The organism is Hymenobacter qilianensis, from assembly GCF_014638675.1.
GTDB classification, from domain to species: Bacteria; Bacteroidota; Bacteroidia; order Cytophagales; family Hymenobacteraceae; genus Hymenobacter; species Hymenobacter qilianensis.
Genome location: NZ_BMFN01000002.1, coordinates 1179215 through 1200665, shown reverse-complemented (window position 1 = coordinate 1200665; position 21451 = coordinate 1179215). Strand labels below are relative to the sequence as shown.

The following is a 21451-nucleotide window of genomic DNA, read 5'->3' as shown; positions in this document are numbered from 1 at the left end:
AAAAGCCCCCCAGAAATCCTCTGGGGGGCTTTTTTGCAAGGAGGTAAGCATATGGTCGAACGCAATAGGTAACAATTGAGAGTTGATTGTAAAATATAAGGATGGGTCTCGGCCCACTTTTGCAGGATGAGAACTTGAGGATTAGGTAATAAACTCTATTTTACCAACCCAAAACCCTCATTCATCAATCTTAAACCCAAACGCTTACTTCTCACCTCCGCTTCTATGATGGAAATTCTTTACGTAGCTCCCGCGCTTGGCGTGCTGGCCCTATTGTACACGTGGTTGCGCTCGGGCTGGGTGGCCCGCCAAGATGCCGGCGACGAACGCATGCGCACCATTGCCGGCTACATAGCCGATGGCGCTATTGCCTTTTTGAAAGCTGAATACAAAGTGCTGGCTTTGTTTGCCCTTATTGCCTGCGCCTTTTTAGGGTACCTGGGTACCACGGGCGAAAAGTCGAGCCCTGTTATTGTCATTGCGTTCCTGATTGGGGCTGTGTTTTCGGCGCTGGCGGGCTTCATCGGGATGAAGATTGCCACTAAAGCCAACGTGCGTACGGCGCAGGCCGCCCGCACTAGCTTGTCCAAAGCTTTGAATGTATCCTTTTCAGGTGGCTCAGTTATGGGCATGGGCGTAGCTGGCCTAGCGGTGTTAGGCCTTGGCTCTCTGTTTATTGTGTTCTACAATATGTTTGTACTGAGCAAAGGAGCCGGCGCCAACGGTATTGAAATGGAAACAGCATTAGAAGTGCTGACGGGTTTCTCGCTGGGCGCTGAAAGCATCGCGCTTTTTGCTCGCGTAGGTGGAGGTATTTACACCAAAGCTGCTGACGTGGGGGCCGATTTGGTGGGTAAAGTAGAAGCTGGCATCCCGGAAGATGACCCCCGCAACCCTGCCACTATTGCCGACAACGTAGGCGACAACGTGGGCGACGTGGCCGGTATGGGCGCCGACTTATTTGGCTCTTATGTGGCTACTATTCTGGCTACGATGGTGCTGGGTCGCGAGGTTGCTGCTACCAATGACCAGTTTAATGGCCTTTCTCCCATCCTGCTGCCAATGGTGATTGCCGGTATTGGCATCATCTCTTCGCTGCTTGGTATTCTGACCGTGCGGGTAAAGGAAGGTGGTAACGTGCAGGGCGCGCTGAACTTTGGCAACTACGTGTCGGTGGTGCTGACGGCGATTTCGTCGTACTTTCTGGTGCGTTGGATGCTGCCATCGGGCGAGTTGGTCATCAACCGTCCCGGCTCTGTTCCCTTCGATTCTATGGACGTGTTTTACGCTATCCTGGTGGGTCTGGTGGTAGGAACCCTGATGAGTATCATCACCGAGTACTACACGGCAATGGGCAAGCGGCCCGTGATGAGCATTGTGCAGCAAAGCAGCACCGGCCACGCTACCACCGTCATTGGTGGTTTGGCCGTGGGCATGGAGTCAACGGTACTGCCGATTCTGGTGTTAGCGGCTGGTATTGTGCTTAGCTTCGAGTGTGCTGGTTTGTATGGGGTAGCTATTGCCGCCGCCGGCATGATGGCGACTACGGCCATGCAACTGGCAATCGACGCCTTCGGACCTATTGCCGATAACGCGGGTGGTATTGCCGAAATGAGCGAGCTGCCCAAGGAAGTGCGGGAGCGCACCGATATTCTGGATGCGGTGGGCAACACCACTGCGGCTACCGGCAAAGGCTTCGCCATTGCTTCGGCTGCGCTTACGTCGCTGGCGTTGTTTGCGGCCTTTATGGGCACGGCCAACATTTCCAGCATCGACATTAGCAATGCCCGCGTGCTTGCTGGCCTATTTGTTGGCGCAATGATTCCATTTATCTTCTCAGCACTGGCAATTTCGGCGGTGGGTCGGGCGGCTATGGCAATGGTGCAGGAGGTGCGTCGGCAGTTTCGTGAGATTCCCGGCATCATGGAAGGTACGGGCCGGCCGGAGTACGAGAAGTGCGTAGCCATTTCGACGCAGGCCGCCATTCGTGAGATGATGTTGCCGGGCGCAATTGCGCTCATCGTTCCCATTATCGTTGGTTTTGCCTTCGGTCCGGAGGTATTGGGGGGCTTATTGGCCGGCGTAACAGTATCAGGGGTGCTGATGGCAATGTTTCAAAGCAATGCTGGTGGTGCCTGGGATAACGCTAAGAAGTCGTTTGAGAAAGGTGTGATGGTAAACGGTAAAATGGAGTTCAAAGGCTCCGATGCGCACAAAGCTTCTGTAACGGGCGATACTGTAGGCGACCCTTTCAAAGACACGTCAGGTCCTTCCATGAATATTCTGATCAAGCTGATGAGCATCGTGTCGCTGGTAATTGCCCCCCACATTGCCGTTACCGATGATACGGTGCGCGAGGGTGTGGCCCCGGTAGGAGTAAAGCCTGTGGAGCGAGTAATGGAGCCCAAAGCTGCATATGCCGATGATTCCGTAGCTGCCACCAAAACGGCTTACGTACTACCTCAACGCACGCAGAAATAGGGGGTAGTTCATTCACTTTTGCATCTGTGAGAAGATCGTAGCACTCACATTGAGTTGATCAAAGTCTGGAAAGCAGCCTCTTCACACGGAAGAGGCTGCTTTTTTTTGTCCTACCTTTGGCCATCCCTTCGTACGGTTTTCAACCTTGCCCGGTATGCCTCAATCTGTTATCTCTCTGCACAACAAGCAGTTTGCCCCCTACCTCACCTCAGAGCAGCTGGCAGACGCCGTGCGGGAGCTGGCCACCCGCCTTACTGCGGATTACGCCACCAAGACCCCCTTATTTGTGGCGGTGCTCAATGGCTCGTTCATGTTTGCATCCGATTTGCTGAAAGAGCTGACCATCGACTGCGAAATATCTTTCGTCAAAATGGCTTCCTACGAAGGTACCAGCAGTACCGGGGCAGTAAAGGAATTGCTGGGGCTGCGTGAAGAAGTGCAGGGCCGGCATTTGGTGGTGCTGGAAGATATCGTAGACACTGGCCATACCATTCGGGCCCTGCTCGATACGCTGGGGGGCAAAAACCCGGCTTCTCTGGAGGTGGCCTGCCTGTTGATTAAGCCTGATTGCCTGCAGCACGAACTGGATATCCGCTACGCGGCGCTTAGTATTCCCAATGAATTTGTGGTAGGCTACGGCCTTGATTATGACGGCTTAGGCCGAAACTACCCTGATCTGTACAAAGCGTTGTAATCTGCTGGGTTCAGCCTACTTTTGCCCCCTGCCGTATGGGGCACTTTAGCCTCGATTCGCTATCTTTCCCAAACACCTTCTTTTCTTTCCCTGCGAAAATCCTCGCTCTATGCTCAATATCGTGCTCTTCGGCCCGCCCGGCGCCGGCAAAGGAACGCAAAGTCAGAAGTTGATTGCCCGATATAATCTGGTACACCTCTCGACCGGCGACCTGCTTCGCTCCCAAATCACGCAAGGCACCGAACTGGGTCTGCGCGCCAAAAAACTGATGGATGAAGGCCTATTGGTGCCCGATGAAGTAGTAATTGGTATGATTGAAAGCCAACTGGCCAATAATACAACGGCTGCTGGGTTTATCTTCGATGGCTTTCCGCGCACCGTGCCCCAGGCCCAAAGCCTGGATGAGCTTACCCAGCGCTACGATACCGGTGTGTCGTGCATGATTGCCTTGGAAGTAGCTGAGGAAGAGTTGGTAAAGCGCCTACTGGAGCGCGGCAAAACCAGCGGCCGCCCCGATGATCAGGACGAAGCCAAAATTCGCCGCCGCGTAAACGTCTACAACACCGAAACCGCTCAGGTGGCCGGCTATTATGCTGAGCAGCAAAAGTTTCACGCGTTAAATGGCATTGGCGCTATTGAAGAAATATTTACTCAAATCTGCGATATCATTGACCAGAAACAGGTTGCGCCCTCCATCTCCGATGGTCAGCAGGCCGCAGACGAAGTAAAAGCGTAACTTTGTAGGCTAAACCGCCTTTATCTGTCATCCTGAGGCACGAAGGACCTTATCACGTAAGAACGGTTGTTACCCTAAACAGCCTGTTCTTATCCGGTAAGGTCCTTCGTGCCTCAGGATGACAGACGTTTTTTGGGTTCTTCCCAATCCCTTTCATTCAATACCCATTACCAGTGGCTTCTAATAATTTCATCGACTACGTTAAAGTCTGCTGCCGTTCGGGTAAGGGCGGCGCGGGCTCTTCTCATTTCTTTCGGGCCAAAGGCCTGCCGAACGGCGGTCCGGATGGCGGCGACGGCGGCCGTGGGGGGCATATTATTCTGGAAGGCGACTCCCAACTCTGGACCCTATTGCACCTGCAATATCAGAAGCACGTAATTGCCGGCCATGGGCAGGGCGGCGCTGAAAGTCTGCGTACCGGTGCTCAGGGTGAGGATGTTATCCTGAAAGTACCGCTGGGAACCATTGCCCGTGATGCGGAAACCGGTGAGAAGAAAGTAGAAATCACGGAGCACGGCCAGCGCATTATTCTCACGCCCGGTGGGCGCGGTGGCCTCGGCAATGACCATTTCAAATCCGCTACCAACCAAGCGCCTACTTACGCTCAGCCCGGCGAGCCCGGTATTGAGGAGTGGGTAGTGCTGGAGCTAAAGCTACTGGCCGACGTAGGCCTCGTGGGCTTCCCGAATGCTGGCAAAAGCACGTTGCTCTCCGTGGTATCGGCTGCGAAGCCTAAAATCGCCGACTATGCTTTCACTACCTTGGTGCCCAACCTGGGCGTGGTGGCTTACCGCGATTACAAGTCATTTGTAATGGCCGATATACCGGGCATTATTGAGGGCGCCGCTGAAGGCCGCGGCTTGGGTACGCGCTTTCTGAAGCACATCGAGCGCAACTCTATGTTGCTGTTCATGATTTCGGTGGACAGCAACGACATTGCCGCTGAGTATCAGGTGCTGCTCAATGAGCTAACGCAGTTCAACCCGGAATTGCTGGAAAAGCGCCGAGTGCTGGCCATCACCAAAGCCGACCTCATCGACGACGAGCTGGAAGCCGAAATCCGGGCCACGCTGCCCACTGACCTGCCCAGCGTGTTTATTTCCAGCCTGGCGAACAAGAATATCCAGCGGTTGAAGGATATGATTTGGCAGGAGCTGAACGCGAAGGAGTAGCTCGAGATAAGTCTGGCGGTGCAAGCATGCCCGTTTTTGTGCTGAACTAATCATTGCTCCTTAGTGGTTTCAGTGCCACTATGGCAGCCCTTCTGCCTTTGGCAAACTCATTGTTCCCGCTTCTTGCCAATCGGCTAAAATGAAGTGAAAAACCCGTTTCGACGAATATTCGATAAGATGGCTGACGAGAAACACGTACCGCAGGACGACAACTTGACCGTTGACCCCGACCACATAGCTGGCGAAATGGCTGATGGTGAGGCTACAGTAACTGCTGAAACTGAAAAAGCCCCCCAGTCTGAAGTGAACCGGACTGAGACCGAGCTTGCGGAATTAAAAGATAAATACCTGCGCTTAGCGGCTGAGTTTGATAACTACAAGCGCCGCACTGCTAAGGAGCGCTCCGATCTGTTCAAATCTGCCAATCAGGAGTTGATGGCGGTTTTGCTGCCCGTGCTTGATGATTTTGAGCGCGCTCGCAACCACACCCAAGTGTCGGAAGATGTGCAGGTAGTGCGTGAGAGCGTGGACATCATCTACAACAAGCTCGTCAAAACTCTTCAGCAGAAAGGTTTGACCGCGATGGAAACCAAGGGTGGCGATTTTGATTCTGACTTGCACGAGGCTATCACCCAGATTCCGGCTCCAAGTGAGGAGTTGAAGGGCAAAGTGGTAGACGAAGTGGAGAAGGGATATTATTTGGGTGATAAAGTAATCCGCCACGCCAAAGTGGTGCTGGGCCAATAAACGACGCACAGATTAAAGTATATGGCGCAGAAGCGAGATTATTACGAGGTGTTGGACGTAGCCAAAACCGCGTCGCCTGAGGAGATAAAGAAGGCGTACCGCAAGGTGGCCATCAAGTTTCACCCCGACAAAAACCCCGACGACCCAACGGCCGAAGACAAGTTTAAGGAGGCCGCTGAGGCCTACGAAGTATTGTCGGATGAGCAGAAGCGCGCCCGCTACGACCGGTTTGGCCATCAGGGCATGGGCAGCAACGGCGGTGGCCCGAACATGGAAGACATCTTCTCGCAGTTCGGCGACATCTTCGGTGGCGGCGGCTTCGAGGGATTCTTTGGTGGCGGCCGCTCCGGTGGCGGACGCCGCATGAAAAAAGGCTCCAACCTGCGTATCAAGCTCAAGCTTAATCTGGAGGAAGTGGCCAACGGCATCGAGAAGAAGATCAAGGTGAAGCGCTACGTGGCCTGCAACACCTGCTCGGGTACGGGTGCCAAAAACGGCACCGACCTGAAGGATTGCGGCACTTGCCACGGCCAAGGCCAGGTGAAGCGCGTGGTGAACACGATGCTGGGTCAGATGGTGAGCAGCTCAACCTGCCCTACCTGTAACGGCGAAGGCAAAGTAGTGACCAGCAAGTGCGACGTATGCCACGGCGACGGACGCCAGCTACAGGAAGAGATCATCCCGATCAACATTCCGGCGGGCGTGGCTGAGGGTATGCAGCTGAGCATGAACGGCAAAGGCAACTACCCCGAGCGCGGCGGCGTACCCGGCGACCTGCTTATTCAGATTGAAGAGGAGCCTCACGAATTCCTCAAGCGTGATGGCAACAACATCATGTTCGACCAGTACATCACGTTTGTTGATGCCGCTTTGGGCGCGAGCATTGAGGTTCCGACTATCGAAGGCAAGGTGAAGATCAAGGTTGACCCCGGCACTCAGCCCGGCAAGATTTTGCGTTTGCGCGGTAAAGGCATCAAGGATCTTAACGGCTACGGCCGCGGCGACCAGTTAATTCATATCAACGTCTGGACGCCCAAGGTGGTGAATAGCCAGGAGCGTGAGCTACTGGAAAAGCTGCGCGACTCGCAGAATTTTTCGCCTAATCCGGGCAAGAATGAGAAAGGCTTCTTTGAGAAAGTAAAGGAGTACTTCCAATAAGTAACCATTGAGCTTGATTTAGCTCAGTTTAAAAAGCCCCCCAGAGCATTTCTGGGGGGCTTTTTTGTTAAGAGAATTAAGTAAAGTCCCAATTTGTGCTCCCTCAGTATTGCCGCAACGAGCGGCATATAGCACACCCGAAATATTTTTTGCCGACGCTGTAATACCTTACTCATAGCGGCGATATATGTAGTGAATCCTGGCTATCTTCTCGCACTTGGCTCCCGATCCGAATACCGCTGAATTTCTGACGCTCGTGAATGCGCATCAGGCCATGCTCCGGCGAATTTGTCGGCTGTATTGCGCCGACGCGGACGATCAGCAGGACTTGTTTCAGGAAATCGTGCTGCAGCTATGGCGCGCATATCCGCGCTATGAGGTGCGGGGGGCAAAAATCAGCACCTGGATGTACCGCATTGGGCTGAACGTGGCCGTGTCGGACTTGCGCCAGCGCACCCGCAAGCCCGCTCCCGACCGCCTCAACCCGCAGGTACTGGAAGTAGCTCAAGCCCCCGATCTCGGAACGGACTCCACGGAAATCGCCACGCTTTACCGGGCCATCGAGTGGCTTTCGGAAGTGGAAAAGGCATTTGTGCTGCTGTATCTGGAAGAGCACACCTACGAGGAAATGGCTGACATTCTGGGAATTACACAGAACAATGTGCGGGTTAAGATGCACCGCATTCAGGAAAAACTACGCAAGATCTTCAGCCGCTCTGAGCAATGGAATTAAACGAACTCCGCCAAATGTGGAACCGCCATGCCACAGATGAGCCTACTCCGCTCAGCGCGCACAGCGTGGCGCGCATGGTGGCGCGCAAGTCAGATAGTGTAGTAACGAGGCTGCGCCGCAACGCATGGTGGGAAGTGGGGTCTATCGTGTACGTAATCATCGCCTTACCCTTTGGTATTGACTACTTTAACAATCAATTCATTAAGGGCTACCTGCTGACTTTTGAGCTGCTGTCGGTCGCTTTTCTATATTACTACTACCGCAAGTTTAAGCTGCTGCGCCGGATGGATCATGTAGACAAGGACGTGCGCGGGCATTTGCAGACGCTGATTCTGGGGTTGCGCGGCCTGCTTACCATTTATTTGCGCCTCTCGCTCTGGGTTACCATTGCCGCCATTATAGCTACCACCTCTTACCGGGCATACAGGCTTACGCTGAAATACGACGGAGGGGAGCTGTTTTGGAGCATCGGACTGACGGTCATTATCATGTTTTTGACCGGCACTGTCCTGTATTGGCTGATGATCAAGTTTACCAAATGGTATTTGCAAAAGCTTTACGGTCAGCACCTCGACCGGCTCGAAGGCTACCTGCATGAGCTTCAGGCCGAGTGAAATTTGCCCCCCAGCTTAGAAACAGAACAGTAGAATAGCTATAAATGAATACATTTAACGTCGACAAACCTTACCAACAGCCGTGAGCAACATTCTACAAGCAATTGATGTGCGCAAAGCCTACGATGCGCACGTAGCCCTGAGCGGAGTCAGCCTCGATATTCCGGAGCGCAGCATCTTCGGGCTGCTGGGGCCCAACGGAGCAGGCAAAACCTCTCTTATCCGCATTATAACCCAGATTACGGGGGCTGATTCGGGTGAAATCCGGTTTCGTGGCGAGCGGCTCAATCCCAGCCACATTGCCCAAATCGGGTATTTGCCGGAGGAGCGCGGGCTGTACAAGAAAATGAAGATAGGGGAGCAGCTCCTCTATCTGGCCCAATTGAAAGGCCTGAACAAAACCGACGCGACCAAACGCATCAAAGCCTGGATTGATCGTTTTGATCTGCGGCCGTGGGTTAGCAAAAACGTGGAAGATCTGTCGAAAGGCATGCAGCAGAAGGTTCAGTTTATTGCCACGGTGCTGCACGAGCCGAGCCTGATCATTCTCGATGAGCCGTTTTCGGGCTTCGACCCAATTAACGCTAACCTGATAAAAGACGAGATTCTGGAGCTGCGCGAAAAAGGCGCAACCATCATTTTCTCCACTCACCGCATGGAATCGGTGGAGGAGATGTGCGACTCTATTGCGCTAATAAACCGCTCGCGCAAAGTGCTCGATGGCCCCGTAGGCACCATTAAAGACACCTTCAAAACAAACACCTACGAGGTAGAAGGCAAAGGCCGCCTGATGGTCATTCACCCCGATTTTGAAGTGCTGGAGCACAAGGAGCGCGAAAACGGCTACTTCTACGACCGTATTCGGCTGCACGAGGGCGTGACGCCCAACGACTTATTGCGCTACCTCATCGGGCAAGTGGAAATCCATGCTTTCCGCGAGCAGATTCCGAGCATCAACGAGATCTTCATTCGCCGCGTGCGCGAGACGATGCCAGAGTCATTGGTAGAAGAGAACGTGTAGCGTTTCATACGAACTTGTAGAACGTCATGCAGAGGCGGAGCCGAAGCATCTCGCGTGCTGACGCAGGATTACTAACCTCACTACCGCGAGCGAGATGCTTCGGCTCTGCCTCTGCATGACCGCCTTCTTAATCAGCATCAAAAACCTTTACTTCAATGGATCAAATCTGGCTTATCGTGCAGCGTGAATACATCACGCGGGTGCGCAAAAAGAGCTTCATCATCATGACCTTTGTGGGGCCGCTGCTTATGTCGGCTCTGTTTGTGGTGCCGATATTTCTGATGCAGATGTCATCGGATGAAAAGAAAATAGTGACCGTAGCCGATGCTGGGGGGCTTTTTTCCGGCAAGTTGCCTCAGGATGAGAAGAGCAGCATTCGCTATGTGCACGCACCCACTGATCTGGAAGCGGCCAAAGCCGAGTTCAAGAAAAGTAAAAATTCAGCGCTGCTCTACGTTCCGCCTTTCGACTTGGCTAACCCAACGGGTATCAAGCTTTTTGGCCGCGAAAATCTGAGCCTGACGCTCCAAACCAGCATACAGCGGACGGTGAACCGGCAGGTAGAGGCTGCGCGCCTGCAAAAGTCAGGTATCGACCAGCAAGTGCTCGACAATCTGAAAGCCGACGTCGATATGGATACGGTGAATCTGAGCGACGAAGGCGAGAAATCGAGCAATTCGATGGTGACGTCAGGAGTGGCTTATTTCATGGCCTTCCTGATTTACTTGTTCATTTTCCTCTACGGCGTACAAATTATGCGTGGGGTAATTGAGGAGAAAACCAGCCGCATCGTAGAGGTGATTATGTCGTCGGTGAAGCCGTTTCAGCTGATGATGGGCAAAGTAATCGGTATTGCCGCCGTGGGCCTTACCCAACTGCTGTTGTGGGTGGCGCTGTCGAGCATCGTTATAACCGGCGTTTCGGCTGTTGCGGGGATAGATACAGTGGCTGCCTCGCGTACGCAGCAACTAGAAACCGTAGCTCAGTCGGCCGGAGCCACTCCCAAAGAGACGGAAGACAAAACCGCCGTAATGTATAAATCAGCCATGGAAGGCTTTTCTAACCTGAATTTGCCGCTTATCATCGGCAGCTTTCTGTTTTATTTCCTGGGGGGCTATTTACTCTATGGCGCTTTATTTGGGGCAATTGGGGCCGCCGTGGACAACGAAACGGATACGCAGCAGTTTATGCTGCCCATCACGATGCCCCTGATTCTGACCTTCATTGTAGCCCAAAGCGTGATGATTCGGGACCCGAACGGCCCCATAGCTTACTGGATGTCGATGATTCCGTTCACGTCGCCTATTGCCATGGTCATTCGCATTCCGTTTGGCGGCGTTACAGCGGGGCAATTGCTGCTTTCTATGGCGCTGCTGGTGGCGGGCTTCGTGGCTACTATCTGGATAGCCGCCCGCATTTACCGCGTGGGTATTTTGCTGTATGGCAAGAAGGTGACTTACAAGGAGCTGTCGCGCTGGATGTTTTATAAAGGGTAAACCGACCAAAAAGCCCCCCAGCACTGCGTAACTGCCAAACGGATAGTTGCGGTTTCTTTAAAAGCCCCGTCATTTGCCCTACGGCAACATCGACGGGGCTTTTTGCGCTTTAGGAGGAACAAGAAGCCTGCTAACTGACTTGCTAGTACATTACTTACCTTGCTTATGCGCCGACTATTCTTCCTGCCAATCTTGCTTAGCCTGCTTAGCTTCCGCACCGACGACCGTCCTGCTTACCGCCTCTACAACGCCGCCGGCAAAACGGCCAGCTACGATAAGATGCTCAAGGAGCTAGCCGAGGCCGATGTCGTGCTGTTCGGCGAGCAACACAACGACCCCATTGCACACTGGCTACAGTTGCAAGTAGCCCGCGACTTAGCTCAGCGCAAAGCGGGTCAGCTGGTGCTGGGGTTGGAAATGTTTGAGCGCGACGTACAGCCGTTCGTGGAGCAATACAACACCGGTGAGCTGGACGATAAAGCGTTTGAAGAACAAAGCCGCCCTTGGCCCAATTACGCCACCGATTATAAGCCCTTGCTCCAACTGGCGCGGCAAAACAAGCTGCGCGTAGTGGGCACAAATGTGCCGCGGCGCTACGCATCTCAAGTGGCGAAAGGCAGTTTGGCTTCCCTTGAAAATTTGCCCCCCAACGAGCGCGAATGGCTGGCGCCACTGCCCATCACGGTCGATTACACGCTGCCCGGCTATGCCAACATGGCGAAGATGTTTGGCGACGCGGCCCACGGCGGTGCAGGTGCCCAGAATATTATTCAGGCCCAAGCGCTTAAAGACGCTACCATGGCGCACTTTATTCTGAAAAATCGTCAGCCCGGCCAGCTATTGCTTCACCTCAACGGCAGCTACCACTCCGACAACCACGATGGCATCAACTGGTATCTGCAGCAAGCGGAGCCCAAGCTGCGCATTCGTACTATCTCCACCGTGTCGCAGGAGCAGCTGAAGAAGCTGGAGAAGGAGCACCTGCGCAAGGCCGACTTTGTGCTGGTTGTGCCGACGGATATGACCAAAACGTATTGATCTTTGGTTATCAAAAAAGTATGTAAGTAAAATCGTAACTTAAGTAACTCAGAGGCAATTAACTAGCTGGTCAGAGTTATGAAATTCTGCAAATACATGCTTGGCACGCTGCTGCTCAGTGGCGTCGGCTTGCTGACTAATGGGTGTAGCGAAACGAAGTCCGAAACGAGCGCACAGGCTATGGGCAGCACTAGTGGTATGGCTGACTCAGCAGATTCCTGCGACAGTCCGGATGCTGCCATTGCGTGTAGCTTCGTGAACATGCCGGCCGCATTAAGCTCTACCCTCACAATGGGCGGGCCAAATGAGCCGGGCGACCCGCTACTAATTACCGGTACGTTGCTACAGGCCGATGGCAAAAGCCCGTATGCGGGCGTAATCCTCTACGCGTATCAAACTGACCACACGGGCCGTTACACCAAAAAAGGCGGTGAAAGAGGGGTTCAAAAGTGGCATGGGCACTTGCACGGCTGGGCAAAGTCAGACAAGCAGGGCCGGTACGTCATTAGCTCCGTCCGGCCGGCATCATACCCAAGCCGCACGGATCCGGCTCATATTCACGCCGTTATTCAGGAGCCAGGGGGCCGTCCCCCGTATTATATCACCGACTTTGTGTTTGAAGACGACCCGTTGGTAACACCGAAGTATATCGCATCAATACCGTCGGTGGCGGTGGGTGGTACCGGTGTAGTCGAGTTAAAGCGGACAGCAAAAGGCTGGACGGGTCGCCGGGACATTATTTTGAAGAAATGATCCTGCTGATTACGCGGCTTTTAACAGCATAAGGACAAACAAAAAGCCTTGCCTACAGAATGTAAGCAAGGCTTTACGATAAAAGCGAAGCTGTTCGTTTCTTAAGCTGAAAACGACGAACCGCAGCCGCAGGTGCTTTTAGCCTGTGGGTTATTGAAGACAAAGCCGCGAGCGTTCAGGCCGTCCTGGAAGTCTACCTCCATGCCTAGCACGTACATCGCGTGCTTCTTGTCCATGATAAGGCGCAGACCGTCAAGGTCGTACACTTCATCGTTGTCTTTTGCTTTGTCGAAACCGAGCAAATAGCTCATGCCCGAGCAGCCGCCGCCCTGCACACCGATGCGCAAACCGTATTCGGTGGGCACTTTCTTTTCTTCAATGATATTTCTGACTTCTACCAAAGCCCGCGAGGTGAGGCTGATGGGAGCAGTTTTGGTTGAAACGGCCGTTGCCATAATGAGTTCGTGGTTAAGAGAAGACTGGTGCAAAGATACGAAGACTATAGGATTCGTATAGTGTTAGAACAGCCGGTTGGCCGGTCCGGTTCACTGGTTATCTTTGCCCAAAGACCACGCCAGTCGCTTGGTAGTTACGGTCAACATTTACAGCCATTTATCCTTTACACCTGGCCAAATTTGGCCTGATACTCTCGCATGGATACTACTGCCTATATTTTTGAATTACTCAAAATCATTCTGCCCGCCATTATTGTGGCCGGTTCGGTGTTTCTGCTCATCAAGCAATATTTTGAAAAGGAGCAGCAGCGGCGGCTGATCGAATTGCGCTTGCAAAGCAGCAAAGAAACGCTGCCCATTCGTCTGCAAGCCTATGAGCGTGTAACGTTGCTGCTGGAGCGAATCACGCCCAATAATATCTTGGTGCGCCTGAGCAGCGCCGGCCAAACGGCTCCTGAGTTTCACCGCCTGCTGCTCCAGGAAATTCGCGCCGAGTTTGAGCACAACCTTTCTCAGCAGCTATACATGAGCCCCGACGCCTGGGACCACGTAAAGCAGGCCCGCGAAAATGTGCTCACCATGATCAATAAATCATACCATGCACTGCCAGCGCCCCAGCAGGCCCGTGGCACCGAACTCGCTAAGCGTGTGCTTGAAACATTAATTGCCGAAGAAGTAGATCCTACGGCCCGGGCGTTGAATGTAGTAAAGCGAGAGGCAGCGAGTCTATTTTAAATTCCGTTAGTGCTCACAAAAAAGCCCCCCAGATGTTCTCTGGGGGGCTTTTTTGTGAGTTAATAACAACTACACTACTGCCAACTGAGAATCAATGGCACGTTGATAACAGGCTTCGTACAGCGGCACAATCTTTTCCACGGCAAACTCCTCTGCTCGGGCCCGGGCGGCAGCTTTGAACCGGGGCAGGTTTTCATCAGCCAGAATAAAGAGGGCGTTTTTAACCATCGCCTCCACATCGCCAACGGCGCTGGTGGTGCCCGTTACGCCATCCACATTCAGCTCCGGAATGCCCCCCGCATTGGTGCTGACAACTGGTACCTCACAGGCCATGGCTTCCAGCGCCGCTAAGCCGAAGCTTTCCTTTTCTGAAGGCATCAGGAATAAGTCGCTGATGCTGAGTACTTCTTCTACGGCTTCAAGCTTGCCCAGGAAGCGGATGTCGCTGAGGTAGCCGGTTTCGCGGCACAGCTTTTCGATGCGGGGCCGGTCGGGGCCATCGCCCACGAGCAAGAGCTTGGCCGGAATTTCTTTGCGCACGCCCGCAAAAATGCGCACCACGTCTTCCACGCGTTTCACGGAGCGGAAGTTAGACGTATGAATGAGCAGCTTCTCGCCTTCGGGGGCAATAGCGGCCTTGAAATGCGACTTGTTCTGCTTCTTGAAACGCTCGAGATTAATGAAGTTGGGAATGACTTCAATGTCCTTTTCAATAGCAAAGTACTGATAGGTCTCGGCCCGCAAATCGGCGGATACCGCTGTCACCCCATCCGACTGATTGATGCTGAATGTCACCACCGGCTCGTAGCTGGCATCTTTGCCCACAAGCGTGATATCGGTGCCGTGCAGAGTCGTTATGACCGGAATCTGAATGCCTTTGGTACGCAGAATCTGCTTGGCCATATAAGCCGCCGACGCGTGCGGAATGGCATAGTGCACATGTAGCACATCCAGCTTCTCGTGCTGCACAATGTCCACCATTTTGCTAGCCAAGGCTAACTCATAAGGCGGAAACTGAAACAACGGATACGGCGGCACATACACCTCATGATAGAAGAGGTTCTCATTGAAAAAATCGAGGCGGACGGGCTGGCTGTACGTGATAAAGTGGACACGATGACCTTTGAGAGCCAATGCTTTACCTAGCTCCGTAGCAACTACGCCGGAACCTCCAAAGGTGGGATAACAAACAATGCCGATGTTCATGATAGGGGAGGTTTCACCAAAATTCAGGTGGACTGTCATTGGTTGGTGAATGGTGAGAGTGGCAGTGCAATCAGCGCTGGAGTGGTGCGATAATTCTTAAAAAAGCCCCCCAGCAGTCTTCTTGAGCAGACACAAGTCGGGTAGTTGGCCCGAACGCGGGTATGCTATTGCTCAACGAGTGCCTAGGCAGTAGGTTACTCTGTGTGGGGGGCAAAAAATTGGCGGTAAGCCATCAGGTAGATGTCTTACCGCCACATACGGATCAGAGGTTGTGTAAAAACGACGGACAACAGGTCATGTCTTGGAAATGCTTTTGCTGAAAGACTTATAAATAACGTCGTGGATGCGTGTGCGGACGTTGTTTTGAATCAATTTGTTGTTGCCCGCATCGGGGTACACTCGATTGGAAAGAAAGATATAGACGATTTTGTTTTCAGGATCGAGCCACACGCACGTACCCGTGAAGCCGGTGTGGCCGAAAGTAGCGGGCGGCGCCATGCTTGATGTTGGGCCCTGGCCCGGTCCTTTTTCAGGAGTACCGTGGTCCCAGCCCAGCCCGCGACGGTTGCCCGCAATCTGCGGCCGTGAGAATTCCGTTACCACCGGCGACTGAAAGAAGCGCACCCCACCGTAGCGACCATTCTGCAGATTCATCTGCATAAGAATGGCCAGATCGTTGGAGTTAGCAAACAAACCCGCGTGACCACCCACGCCGCCTACGATAGCCGCGCCCTGGTCGTGCACCGTGCCGCGCAGCTGGGAGCGACGATAGTACGTGTCGTTTTCGGTAGGGGCGATGCAGGAGCTCGGAAACCGCTGCAACGGATTGTAAGTCATGGTATTCAGTCCCAAAGGCTGATAAAACTGCTTGGCCAGAAACTCTTCAATCGGCTGCTGCAATAGCTTCTCGCACAAGCGCTTCACGATTACAAAGGTCAGGTCGCTGTACTCCAAGGGATACTTGCCTTTAATCTTAGGTAACAAGCCCGAGCGCATCGTCCACAACCACACAGAATCTTCGGCGGTTTTGACGCTGTAAGTACCGGGCACCACTTCATTAGGGAAGTCAGAAGTGCGGGTGCTGGCATAGAAAGTCGGCTTAAGACCAGTCTTAGTGACGGTGCGCTCCCAGATCGGAATACCCGCCTTCAGGCCTGCTTGGTGGAGCAGTAAGTCGCGCACAATGATGTCCTTCTTATTGGTATTGCGTAGCTCCGGCAAATACGTCGATACTTTTTCGTCGAGACTGAGCTTGCCTTGATCTTTAAGATACATAGCCGCCTGCAACGTGCCGGCCACTTTTGTTACCGAGGCTAGGTCGTAGAGCGTGCTGTTATTAACTGGCTGAGTGCGGTCGTAGGTATTGAAGCCATAGCTTTTATCAAATATCACGGCGCCATTCTTGGCCACCAAAACCTGGCAGCCAGGGGCCGCAGCATAAGCTACCGTTTCGAGGGCGATATTATCTATCTGGGCTAAAACACGGGAATCTAATCCTTCGCTTTCCGGCGTTGCATAGCGCAGACGACGGAAGTCGGGCGTAGGCAGGCCGGTACCAGCCTTCAGTGTCGGCGATACCGTGACGGGCAGACGGCCCTTGGCAGGCAAAGCCCCAAACAATACCTGCGGAGTTACCAGCTGGGAAGGGTAATTATCCTCATAAGCACAAACCAGGGTTCGGGCCGCCTCCAGGTACTTGAGCGAGTAGGCATTACCCATGGCTACCACCACCGTTTTTACACGCGGGTTGGCCTGTAGCTGCTGAATGAATTTCAAGGCTCCATCACCCATGCCATACTTATGCACGGGCGTACTGTTCATGCCATGCAAGCTTACAACTATCGTATTATAGGGCCCGAGGCGCGATAGAATGCGCGCGTAAGTTGAGTCGGGAGCGTAGCGGTTGGGTACTGAATACACCGTGCCACCCTGATACTTATTCATCAGCGTAGCGTACGTCCCGCTGGCCGGCGTACCAATGGTGACAGAGGCAATGCGCAGCGTATCAAGCCGGTGGAAAGGCAAGAGGTTGTCCTGATTCTTAACGACCGTAACGGCGTGCTCATAAATCTGCTGCTGCACCATTCGGCTCAGCGGCCGGTTGAGGCTGGCCATCAAATTGGTTAGCTCAACCGGGCGGTAGCGGTTAAGTCCGGCCCAGTACTTGGCCCGCAGAATCTTACGTATTCTGTACTCAAGGTCAGCCGGCTGAATTTTGCCCCCCGCGATGGCTTCGCGAATTTTCTGCAGGGCAACCGGCACATCTTCAGAGAAGAGCAGCACATCATTGCCCGCCGCCAACGCTAACGCATCTACTTCCCCTGGCTTGTACAGGTTAGAGACGCTCTTCATGTTCAAAGCATCGGTGAAAACGAGCCCTCTATAGGCCATCTTCTCCTTCAGCAGACCCGTCACCAGGTTGTGCGACAGGGTTGTCGTCTGCGTACGCAACGTATCGAAGAGCGGCATGTAAAGATGAGCCACCATCACGCCCATTACACCCGCTTCGAAGGACTGCTGAAAGGGATATAAGTCGACATTGGTAAGGCGCGCCATATCGGTATTCACCACTGGCAGAGCCACATGGGAGTCCGTGTCGGTGTCGCCGTGACCGGGGAAGTGTTTGGCTACGGCAATGATGCCGTGGTCCTGCAAGCCCCGGATATAGGCCACGCCGCGCTTGGAAACCTGCTCCTTATCTTCTCCGAAAGAACGATTGCCAATAACTGGATTATCGGGGTTGGAGTTGACGTCGATAACCGGCGAAAAGCTTACATGCACGCCAAGGGCTTTCATGTTGAGCGCAATTTCGCGGCCCATCTGATACACATACTGATCGTCGTCCATGGCACCCAGGGTCATGGCCTTGGCGAAATGCATGGAACTGTCGAGGCGCATATCAAGGCCCCACTCAGCATCCATCGCGATAAGCAAGGGCAACTTAGCTAGCTTTTGATATCGATTGGTAAGAGAGGCTTGCCGACGCGGACCACCCTGCAAAAACATGAGCCCCCCAATGTGATAATTGCGCACCAACTCCTCAATCTGGAGTACGTGCTTGCGGTCCTTGTTGGAGTATGCGGCCACCATGAATAACTGACCCAAACGCTGGTCAGGGGTGAGAGAGCTATACACGCTGTCCACCCAGTTCTGCTCAGCCGGCGACATGGGGCGTACATCTTTGTCAATCGGAGACGAAGACGAAATGATCAGACCCGTGATGGCCAGCAGTAGCAGCAAAAGTCTAATCGAATAATCCTTGAGCATTGGCTCGGCTGGTGTAATAGTAGCGTTGAAAACGAGCGGAAATAGCCCTACTTTTGTCCCTTTCAGGAAGCACTGGCGAGTGGGGCTGTAGTCGTTTTGGCTGACCCAGGGCACCCGGTTTTCGCACTGCTCAGGTAGCTGGTTTGGCTTCCCAGGACGGGGTTGCACAAACCGAAGTTGACCGCGAACTTACGGATAATTTCTCGGCCTTGGACTGTTTTAGCGGTATTTAAGGCCTTTTTACTCCTGCTAACTTCATTCTTAACCTCCTCAGTTCCCGGTCGATGGCGGACGTGATTCAATTGCTACCCGAGTACCTCGCTAACCAGATTGCGGCCGGCGAGGTGGTCCAGCGTCCGGCATCCGTGGTGAAGGAATTACTGGAAAATGCCGTGGACGCGGGTGCTTCGCAGGTGCAGCTAATTATCAAAGATGCCGGCAAGCAGCTCGTGCAAGTGGTAGACAACGGAGCCGGGATGTCGCCTACCGATGCCCGCATGAGTTTGGAACGCCACGCCACGAGCAAGATTCGTTCCACCGAAGATTTGTTTCGAATTCGTACCCTTGGTTTTCGGGGAGAGGCGCTGGCATCTATTGCCGCCGTAGCTCAGCTGGAATTGCGCACTAAACAACGCGAATACGACACAGGCACCTTGTTATTGGTAGAAGGCTCCCAAGTGATGAGCCAGCAGCCCGTGGCTTGCCCGGATGGTACCAGCATTGCGGTAAAGAATCTTTTTTACAACGTGCCGGCGCGGCGTAACTTTCTGAAGAGCAACGCGGTAGAGATGCGCCACATTCTGGATGAGTTTCAGCATGTAGCCTTGGCAAATCCGCAGACAACATTTTCGCTTTATCAGAATGAGCTGGAGGTGTTCAACCTGCCGGCCGGCAAGCTAAGTCAGCGCATTGTGGCCTTGCTGGGCAATGGCTACAAGGAGCAACTGGCGGCTTGCGAGGAGGTAACGCCCTTTATTACCATCAAAGGATTTATCGGTAAGCCGGAGTCGGCGAAGAAGAGCCGGGGCGACCAGTTTTTCTTCGTGAACAACCGCTTTATCCGTTCGGCTTATCTCAACCACGCGGTGCTGGCTGCCTACGAAGGCCTGTTGCCTCGCGATACTCATCCGTTTTACGTGCTGTTTCTGGAGCTTGATCCCAAGACCATCGACATCAACGTGCACCCGACCAAGACGGAAATAAAGTTTGAGGACGAGAAAACGGTGTATGCCATTGTGCGGGCCGCCGTGAAGCAGTCCTTAGGGATACATAATATGGCGCCGTCGTTGGACTTCGAGGGCGATGTGAACTTCGCTCCGATTCGTCCCTTGCGTAGTTCGGGCGCCAGCCATAATTCCTTTTCCGACGAGTACCGGCCCGATGCCTTATCAGCAGCGGCAGCGCAGGCGGCCTCGCCTTCTCCACGTGAGCGGCAGCCCGACCGATTTGCCCCCCAAGATCGGAATTTGCCCCCCAGACCTACCGATCAGGCCAAACGGGATTTGGAAGACTTCTACCGCTCGCTCGGCCAGACGGCCCTTCCTGATATAGAAGCCGAAGCCACCGACGCGCTCCCACCTTCAGATGATGCGCTGGCATTGGTAGAGACTGCCACACCTGAGCTGCCCTTGCGAGAAAATCAGGCGGGACCGGGCAGCAAGGTTATTCAGGTGCATCAGCAGTACGTGCTGGTGCCGGTGAAATCGGGGGTGATGCTGATCGACCAGCTGGCGGCCCGTGAGCGGATTCTGTATGAGCAGTATACGCAAGCTTTGGAGCGGGAAGGCGGCGCTTCTCAAACCCTGCTTTTCCCGCGCACCGTCACTTTTTCGCCCGCCGATTTTGCCGTGCTGCGCGAAGTCACGGATGCGCTGCACGCTTTGGGTTTCCGCTTCACCGAATTTGGCCCCCACACCATTGCCGTGGAAGGCATTCCGGCCGATGTGCCCGCCCGCGACGAAAAGGAGCTATTCGAAGGACTGATTGAGCAGTTTCGCACCCACGCTGGCCCCGTAAAGCTAGACCGACGGGAGCAAATGGCACGAGCCCTGGCGCGCCGTGTTGCCAGCGTCGCTGTCAACGCCCGCCTTTCAGAAATAGAGATGAACGCCTTGGTTGATCGGCTTTTTGCCTGCGCCGTGCCCGGCTACACGCCCGATGGCCGCAAAACATTGGTGCTTTTGGAGCTTGACCAATTGCAAGCTTTCTTCACCCGATAGGCAAATAAATTACGCTGCTTTCAGCCTGGTTATCGTTTCAGGCGATAATACCGTTTAAGCCGTAATAATCTGCCTGACTATAGCCGCGGTTTGCTGTTACTAGTAGCGCAACTCATTTCATTTGCCTCCCTACGCTTCATGTTCAATCTGACTCCTACAGTTCGCATTCTACTGTTTATAAATATTGGCGTGTTTCTGCTCGCTACGCAGCTTGGGCTCGGCTGGCTGGCTTTGTATCCTGTAGGCTCGCAAAGCTTTCAGCCCTGGCAGTTTCTGACCTATATGTTTATGCACGGCGGCCTAGGGCACATTTTCGGCAACATGTTCGGTCTTATTTCCTTTGGGCCACTATTGGAGCAGCGCTGGGGGCCGCAGCGGTTTCTGACATTCTGGTTGATCTGCGGAATTGGAGCTGGTATTCTGTATTCGGGCGTGCGGTTTTATGAGCTGAATAAAATGAACGAGGCGCGGCTTGCCTTTCAGCAGGAGCCTTCCGGTGTGGCTTTCGCCGACTTCTTCCGCGATAATGCGCCCGAGGCCCGAGGCTTTGAAGTGGTGGCCGCCGCCTTGCAGCGCAACCCTGATGATGCTGGCTTGATAGCCTCAGCTAATGAAACCATTGATGCCATTTTTAGCCGCAGCTTCAACTCACCCATGGTGGGCGCTTCGGGGGCGCTGTTCGGTATTTTGTTCGCCTTCGCCTATTTGTTCCCCAATACGGAGCTCATGCTTCTGTTCTTTCCTTTTCCTATCAAGGCCAAATACTTTGTCGCTTTGTATGGCATCTATGAGCTTTATGCGGGCTTCAAGCGGGTGCCGGGCGACAATGTGGCGCACTTCGCTCACTTGGGTGGAATATTGATAGGGTTCATTTTGTTGAAACTCTGGGAGCGCAACCGCACCCGGATGTACTAATAACGGTTAAT

Annotated in this window: 18 protein-coding genes; 15 read left to right on the top strand and 3 right to left on the bottom strand. The window is 53.7% G+C overall.

Annotated features, from left to right (window positions below):
* The first annotated feature begins 225 nt into the window (after nt 1-225).
* The 12 genes from IEW06_RS12785 (at nt 226) to IEW06_RS12730 (ending at nt 12643) form a co-directional block, all read left to right on the top strand.
* Nucleotides 226-2481, top strand: a complete 2256-nt coding sequence (locus tag IEW06_RS12785) for a sodium-translocating pyrophosphatase (RefSeq protein WP_187732866.1) — start codon at nt 226-228, stop codon at nt 2479-2481.
* A gap of 154 nt (nt 2482-2635) precedes the next feature.
* Nucleotides 2636-3175, top strand: a complete 540-nt coding sequence (locus IEW06_RS12780; RefSeq protein ID WP_188548377.1) for a phosphoribosyltransferase — start codon at nt 2636-2638, stop codon at nt 3173-3175.
* Between the two features lie 109 nt (nt 3176-3284).
* Nucleotides 3285-3911 (top strand): adenylate kinase, encoded by a 627-nt coding sequence (locus tag IEW06_RS12775; RefSeq protein WP_187732865.1) that lies wholly within the window; start codon nt 3285-3287, stop codon nt 3909-3911.
* A gap of 173 nt (nt 3912-4084) precedes the next feature.
* Nucleotides 4085-5083: a GTPase ObgE gene (obgE, locus tag IEW06_RS12770; RefSeq protein ID WP_187732864.1), complete on the top strand. Its 999-nt coding sequence runs from the start codon at nt 4085-4087 to the stop codon at nt 5081-5083.
* 177 nt (nt 5084-5260) lie between these two features.
* The gene (locus IEW06_RS12765; RefSeq protein ID WP_188548376.1) at nt 5261-5830 is read left to right on the top strand and encodes a nucleotide exchange factor GrpE; all 570 of its coding nucleotides are present in this window, start codon (nt 5261-5263) and stop codon (nt 5828-5830) included.
* Between the two features lie 21 nt (nt 5831-5851).
* Complete coding sequence (gene dnaJ, locus IEW06_RS12760) at nt 5852-6988, top strand: molecular chaperone DnaJ (protein WP_187732862.1); 1137 nt, start codon at nt 5852-5854, stop codon at nt 6986-6988.
* A gap of 217 nt (nt 6989-7205) precedes the next feature.
* Entirely contained in the window at nt 7206-7721 is a 516-nt protein-coding gene (locus IEW06_RS12755; RefSeq protein WP_223284686.1) for an RNA polymerase sigma factor, read from the top strand.
* Nucleotides 7712-8335 (top strand): hypothetical protein, encoded by a 624-nt coding sequence (locus tag IEW06_RS12750; protein WP_187732861.1) that lies wholly within the window; start codon nt 7712-7714, stop codon nt 8333-8335. The genes IEW06_RS12755 and IEW06_RS12750 overlap by 10 nt, the downstream gene beginning before the upstream one ends.
* Nucleotides 8336-8417: 82 nt before the next feature.
* Entirely contained in the window at nt 8418-9356 is a 939-nt protein-coding gene (locus IEW06_RS12745; RefSeq protein ID WP_187732860.1) for an ABC transporter ATP-binding protein, read from the top strand.
* 155 nt (nt 9357-9511) lie between these two features.
* Complete coding sequence (locus tag IEW06_RS12740) at nt 9512-10852, top strand: ABC transporter permease (RefSeq protein ID WP_187732859.1); 1341 nt, start codon at nt 9512-9514, stop codon at nt 10850-10852.
* 165 nt (nt 10853-11017) lie between these two features.
* Nucleotides 11018-11890, top strand: coding sequence for a ChaN family lipoprotein (locus tag IEW06_RS12735; protein WP_187732858.1), 873 nt, complete (start codon nt 11018-11020; stop codon nt 11888-11890).
* 78 nt (nt 11891-11968) lie between these two features.
* A complete protein-coding gene (locus tag IEW06_RS12730; protein ID WP_188548375.1) occupies nt 11969-12643 on the top strand; it encodes a dioxygenase family protein in 675 nt (224 codons plus the stop codon).
* A gap of 101 nt (nt 12644-12744) precedes the next feature.
* On the opposite strand, the gene IEW06_RS12725 is transcribed toward IEW06_RS12730, so the two are convergent.
* Nucleotides 12745-13098 (bottom strand): HesB/IscA family protein, encoded by a 354-nt coding sequence (locus IEW06_RS12725; RefSeq protein ID WP_084444422.1) that lies wholly within the window; start codon nt 13096-13098, stop codon nt 12745-12747.
* 198 nt (nt 13099-13296) lie between these two features.
* Between IEW06_RS12725 and IEW06_RS12720 the strand changes: the two genes are divergently transcribed.
* Nucleotides 13297-13833, top strand: a complete 537-nt coding sequence (locus tag IEW06_RS12720) for a DUF7935 family protein (protein ID WP_133273785.1) — start codon at nt 13297-13299, stop codon at nt 13831-13833.
* Nucleotides 13834-13902: 69 nt separating this feature from the next.
* Here IEW06_RS12720 and bshA read toward each other — a convergent pair whose 3' ends face one another.
* Both bshA and IEW06_RS12710 read right to left on the bottom strand, forming a co-directional pair.
* Nucleotides 13903-15039, bottom strand: coding sequence for an N-acetyl-alpha-D-glucosaminyl L-malate synthase BshA (gene bshA, locus IEW06_RS12715; RefSeq protein ID WP_187732856.1), 1137 nt, complete (start codon nt 15037-15039; stop codon nt 13903-13905).
* A 294-nt stretch (nt 15040-15333) separates the two neighbouring features.
* Nucleotides 15334-18474, bottom strand: coding sequence for a serine hydrolase domain-containing protein (locus IEW06_RS12710; protein WP_229743118.1), 3141 nt, complete (start codon nt 18472-18474; stop codon nt 15334-15336).
* 116 nt (nt 18475-18590) lie between these two features.
* Here IEW06_RS12710 and mutL point away from each other — a divergent pair, with 116 nt between their 5' ends.
* Nucleotides 18591-20525, top strand: coding sequence for a DNA mismatch repair endonuclease MutL (mutL, locus tag IEW06_RS12705; protein ID WP_188548374.1), 1935 nt, complete (start codon nt 18591-18593; stop codon nt 20523-20525).
* A 90-nt stretch (nt 20526-20615) separates the two neighbouring features.
* On the top strand, nt 20616-21440 hold the full coding sequence (locus tag IEW06_RS12700; protein ID WP_229743117.1) for a rhomboid family intramembrane serine protease: 825 nt from the start codon (nt 20616-20618) through the stop codon (nt 21438-21440).
* The last annotated feature ends 11 nt before the right edge of the window (nt 21441-21451 follow it).

What these genes read in the sequence shown, in the direction of transcription:
- IEW06_RS12785 (WP_187732866.1), top strand. Translation starts at nt 226, where the DNA reads ATGATGGAAATTCTTTACGTAGCTCCCGCGCTTGGCGTGCTGGCCCTA.
- IEW06_RS12780 (WP_188548377.1), top strand. Translation starts at nt 2,636, where the DNA reads ATGCCTCAATCTGTTATCTCTCTGCACAACAAGCAGTTTGCCCCCTAC.
- IEW06_RS12775 (WP_187732865.1), top strand. Translation starts at nt 3,285, where the DNA reads ATGCTCAATATCGTGCTCTTCGGCCCGCCCGGCGCCGGCAAAGGAACG.
- IEW06_RS12765 (WP_188548376.1), top strand. Translation starts at nt 5,261, where the DNA reads ATGGCTGACGAGAAACACGTACCGCAGGACGACAACTTGACCGTTGAC.
- dnaJ (WP_187732862.1), top strand. Translation starts at nt 5,852, where the DNA reads ATGGCGCAGAAGCGAGATTATTACGAGGTGTTGGACGTAGCCAAAACC.
- IEW06_RS12750 (WP_187732861.1), top strand. Translation starts at nt 7,712, where the DNA reads ATGGAATTAAACGAACTCCGCCAAATGTGGAACCGCCATGCCACAGAT.
- IEW06_RS12740 (WP_187732859.1), top strand. Translation starts at nt 9,512, where the DNA reads ATGGATCAAATCTGGCTTATCGTGCAGCGTGAATACATCACGCGGGTG.
- IEW06_RS12735 (WP_187732858.1), top strand. Translation starts at nt 11,018, where the DNA reads ATGCGCCGACTATTCTTCCTGCCAATCTTGCTTAGCCTGCTTAGCTTC.
- IEW06_RS12730 (WP_188548375.1), top strand. Translation starts at nt 11,969, where the DNA reads ATGAAATTCTGCAAATACATGCTTGGCACGCTGCTGCTCAGTGGCGTC.
- IEW06_RS12725 (WP_084444422.1), bottom strand. Translation starts at nt 13,098, where the DNA reads ATGGCAACGGCCGTTTCAACCAAAACTGCTCCCATCAGCCTCACCTCG.
- IEW06_RS12720 (WP_133273785.1), top strand. Translation starts at nt 13,297, where the DNA reads ATGGATACTACTGCCTATATTTTTGAATTACTCAAAATCATTCTGCCC.
- bshA (WP_187732856.1), bottom strand. Translation starts at nt 15,039, where the DNA reads ATGAACATCGGCATTGTTTGTTATCCCACCTTTGGAGGTTCCGGCGTA.
- mutL (WP_188548374.1), top strand. Translation starts at nt 18,591, where the DNA reads ATGGCGGACGTGATTCAATTGCTACCCGAGTACCTCGCTAACCAGATT.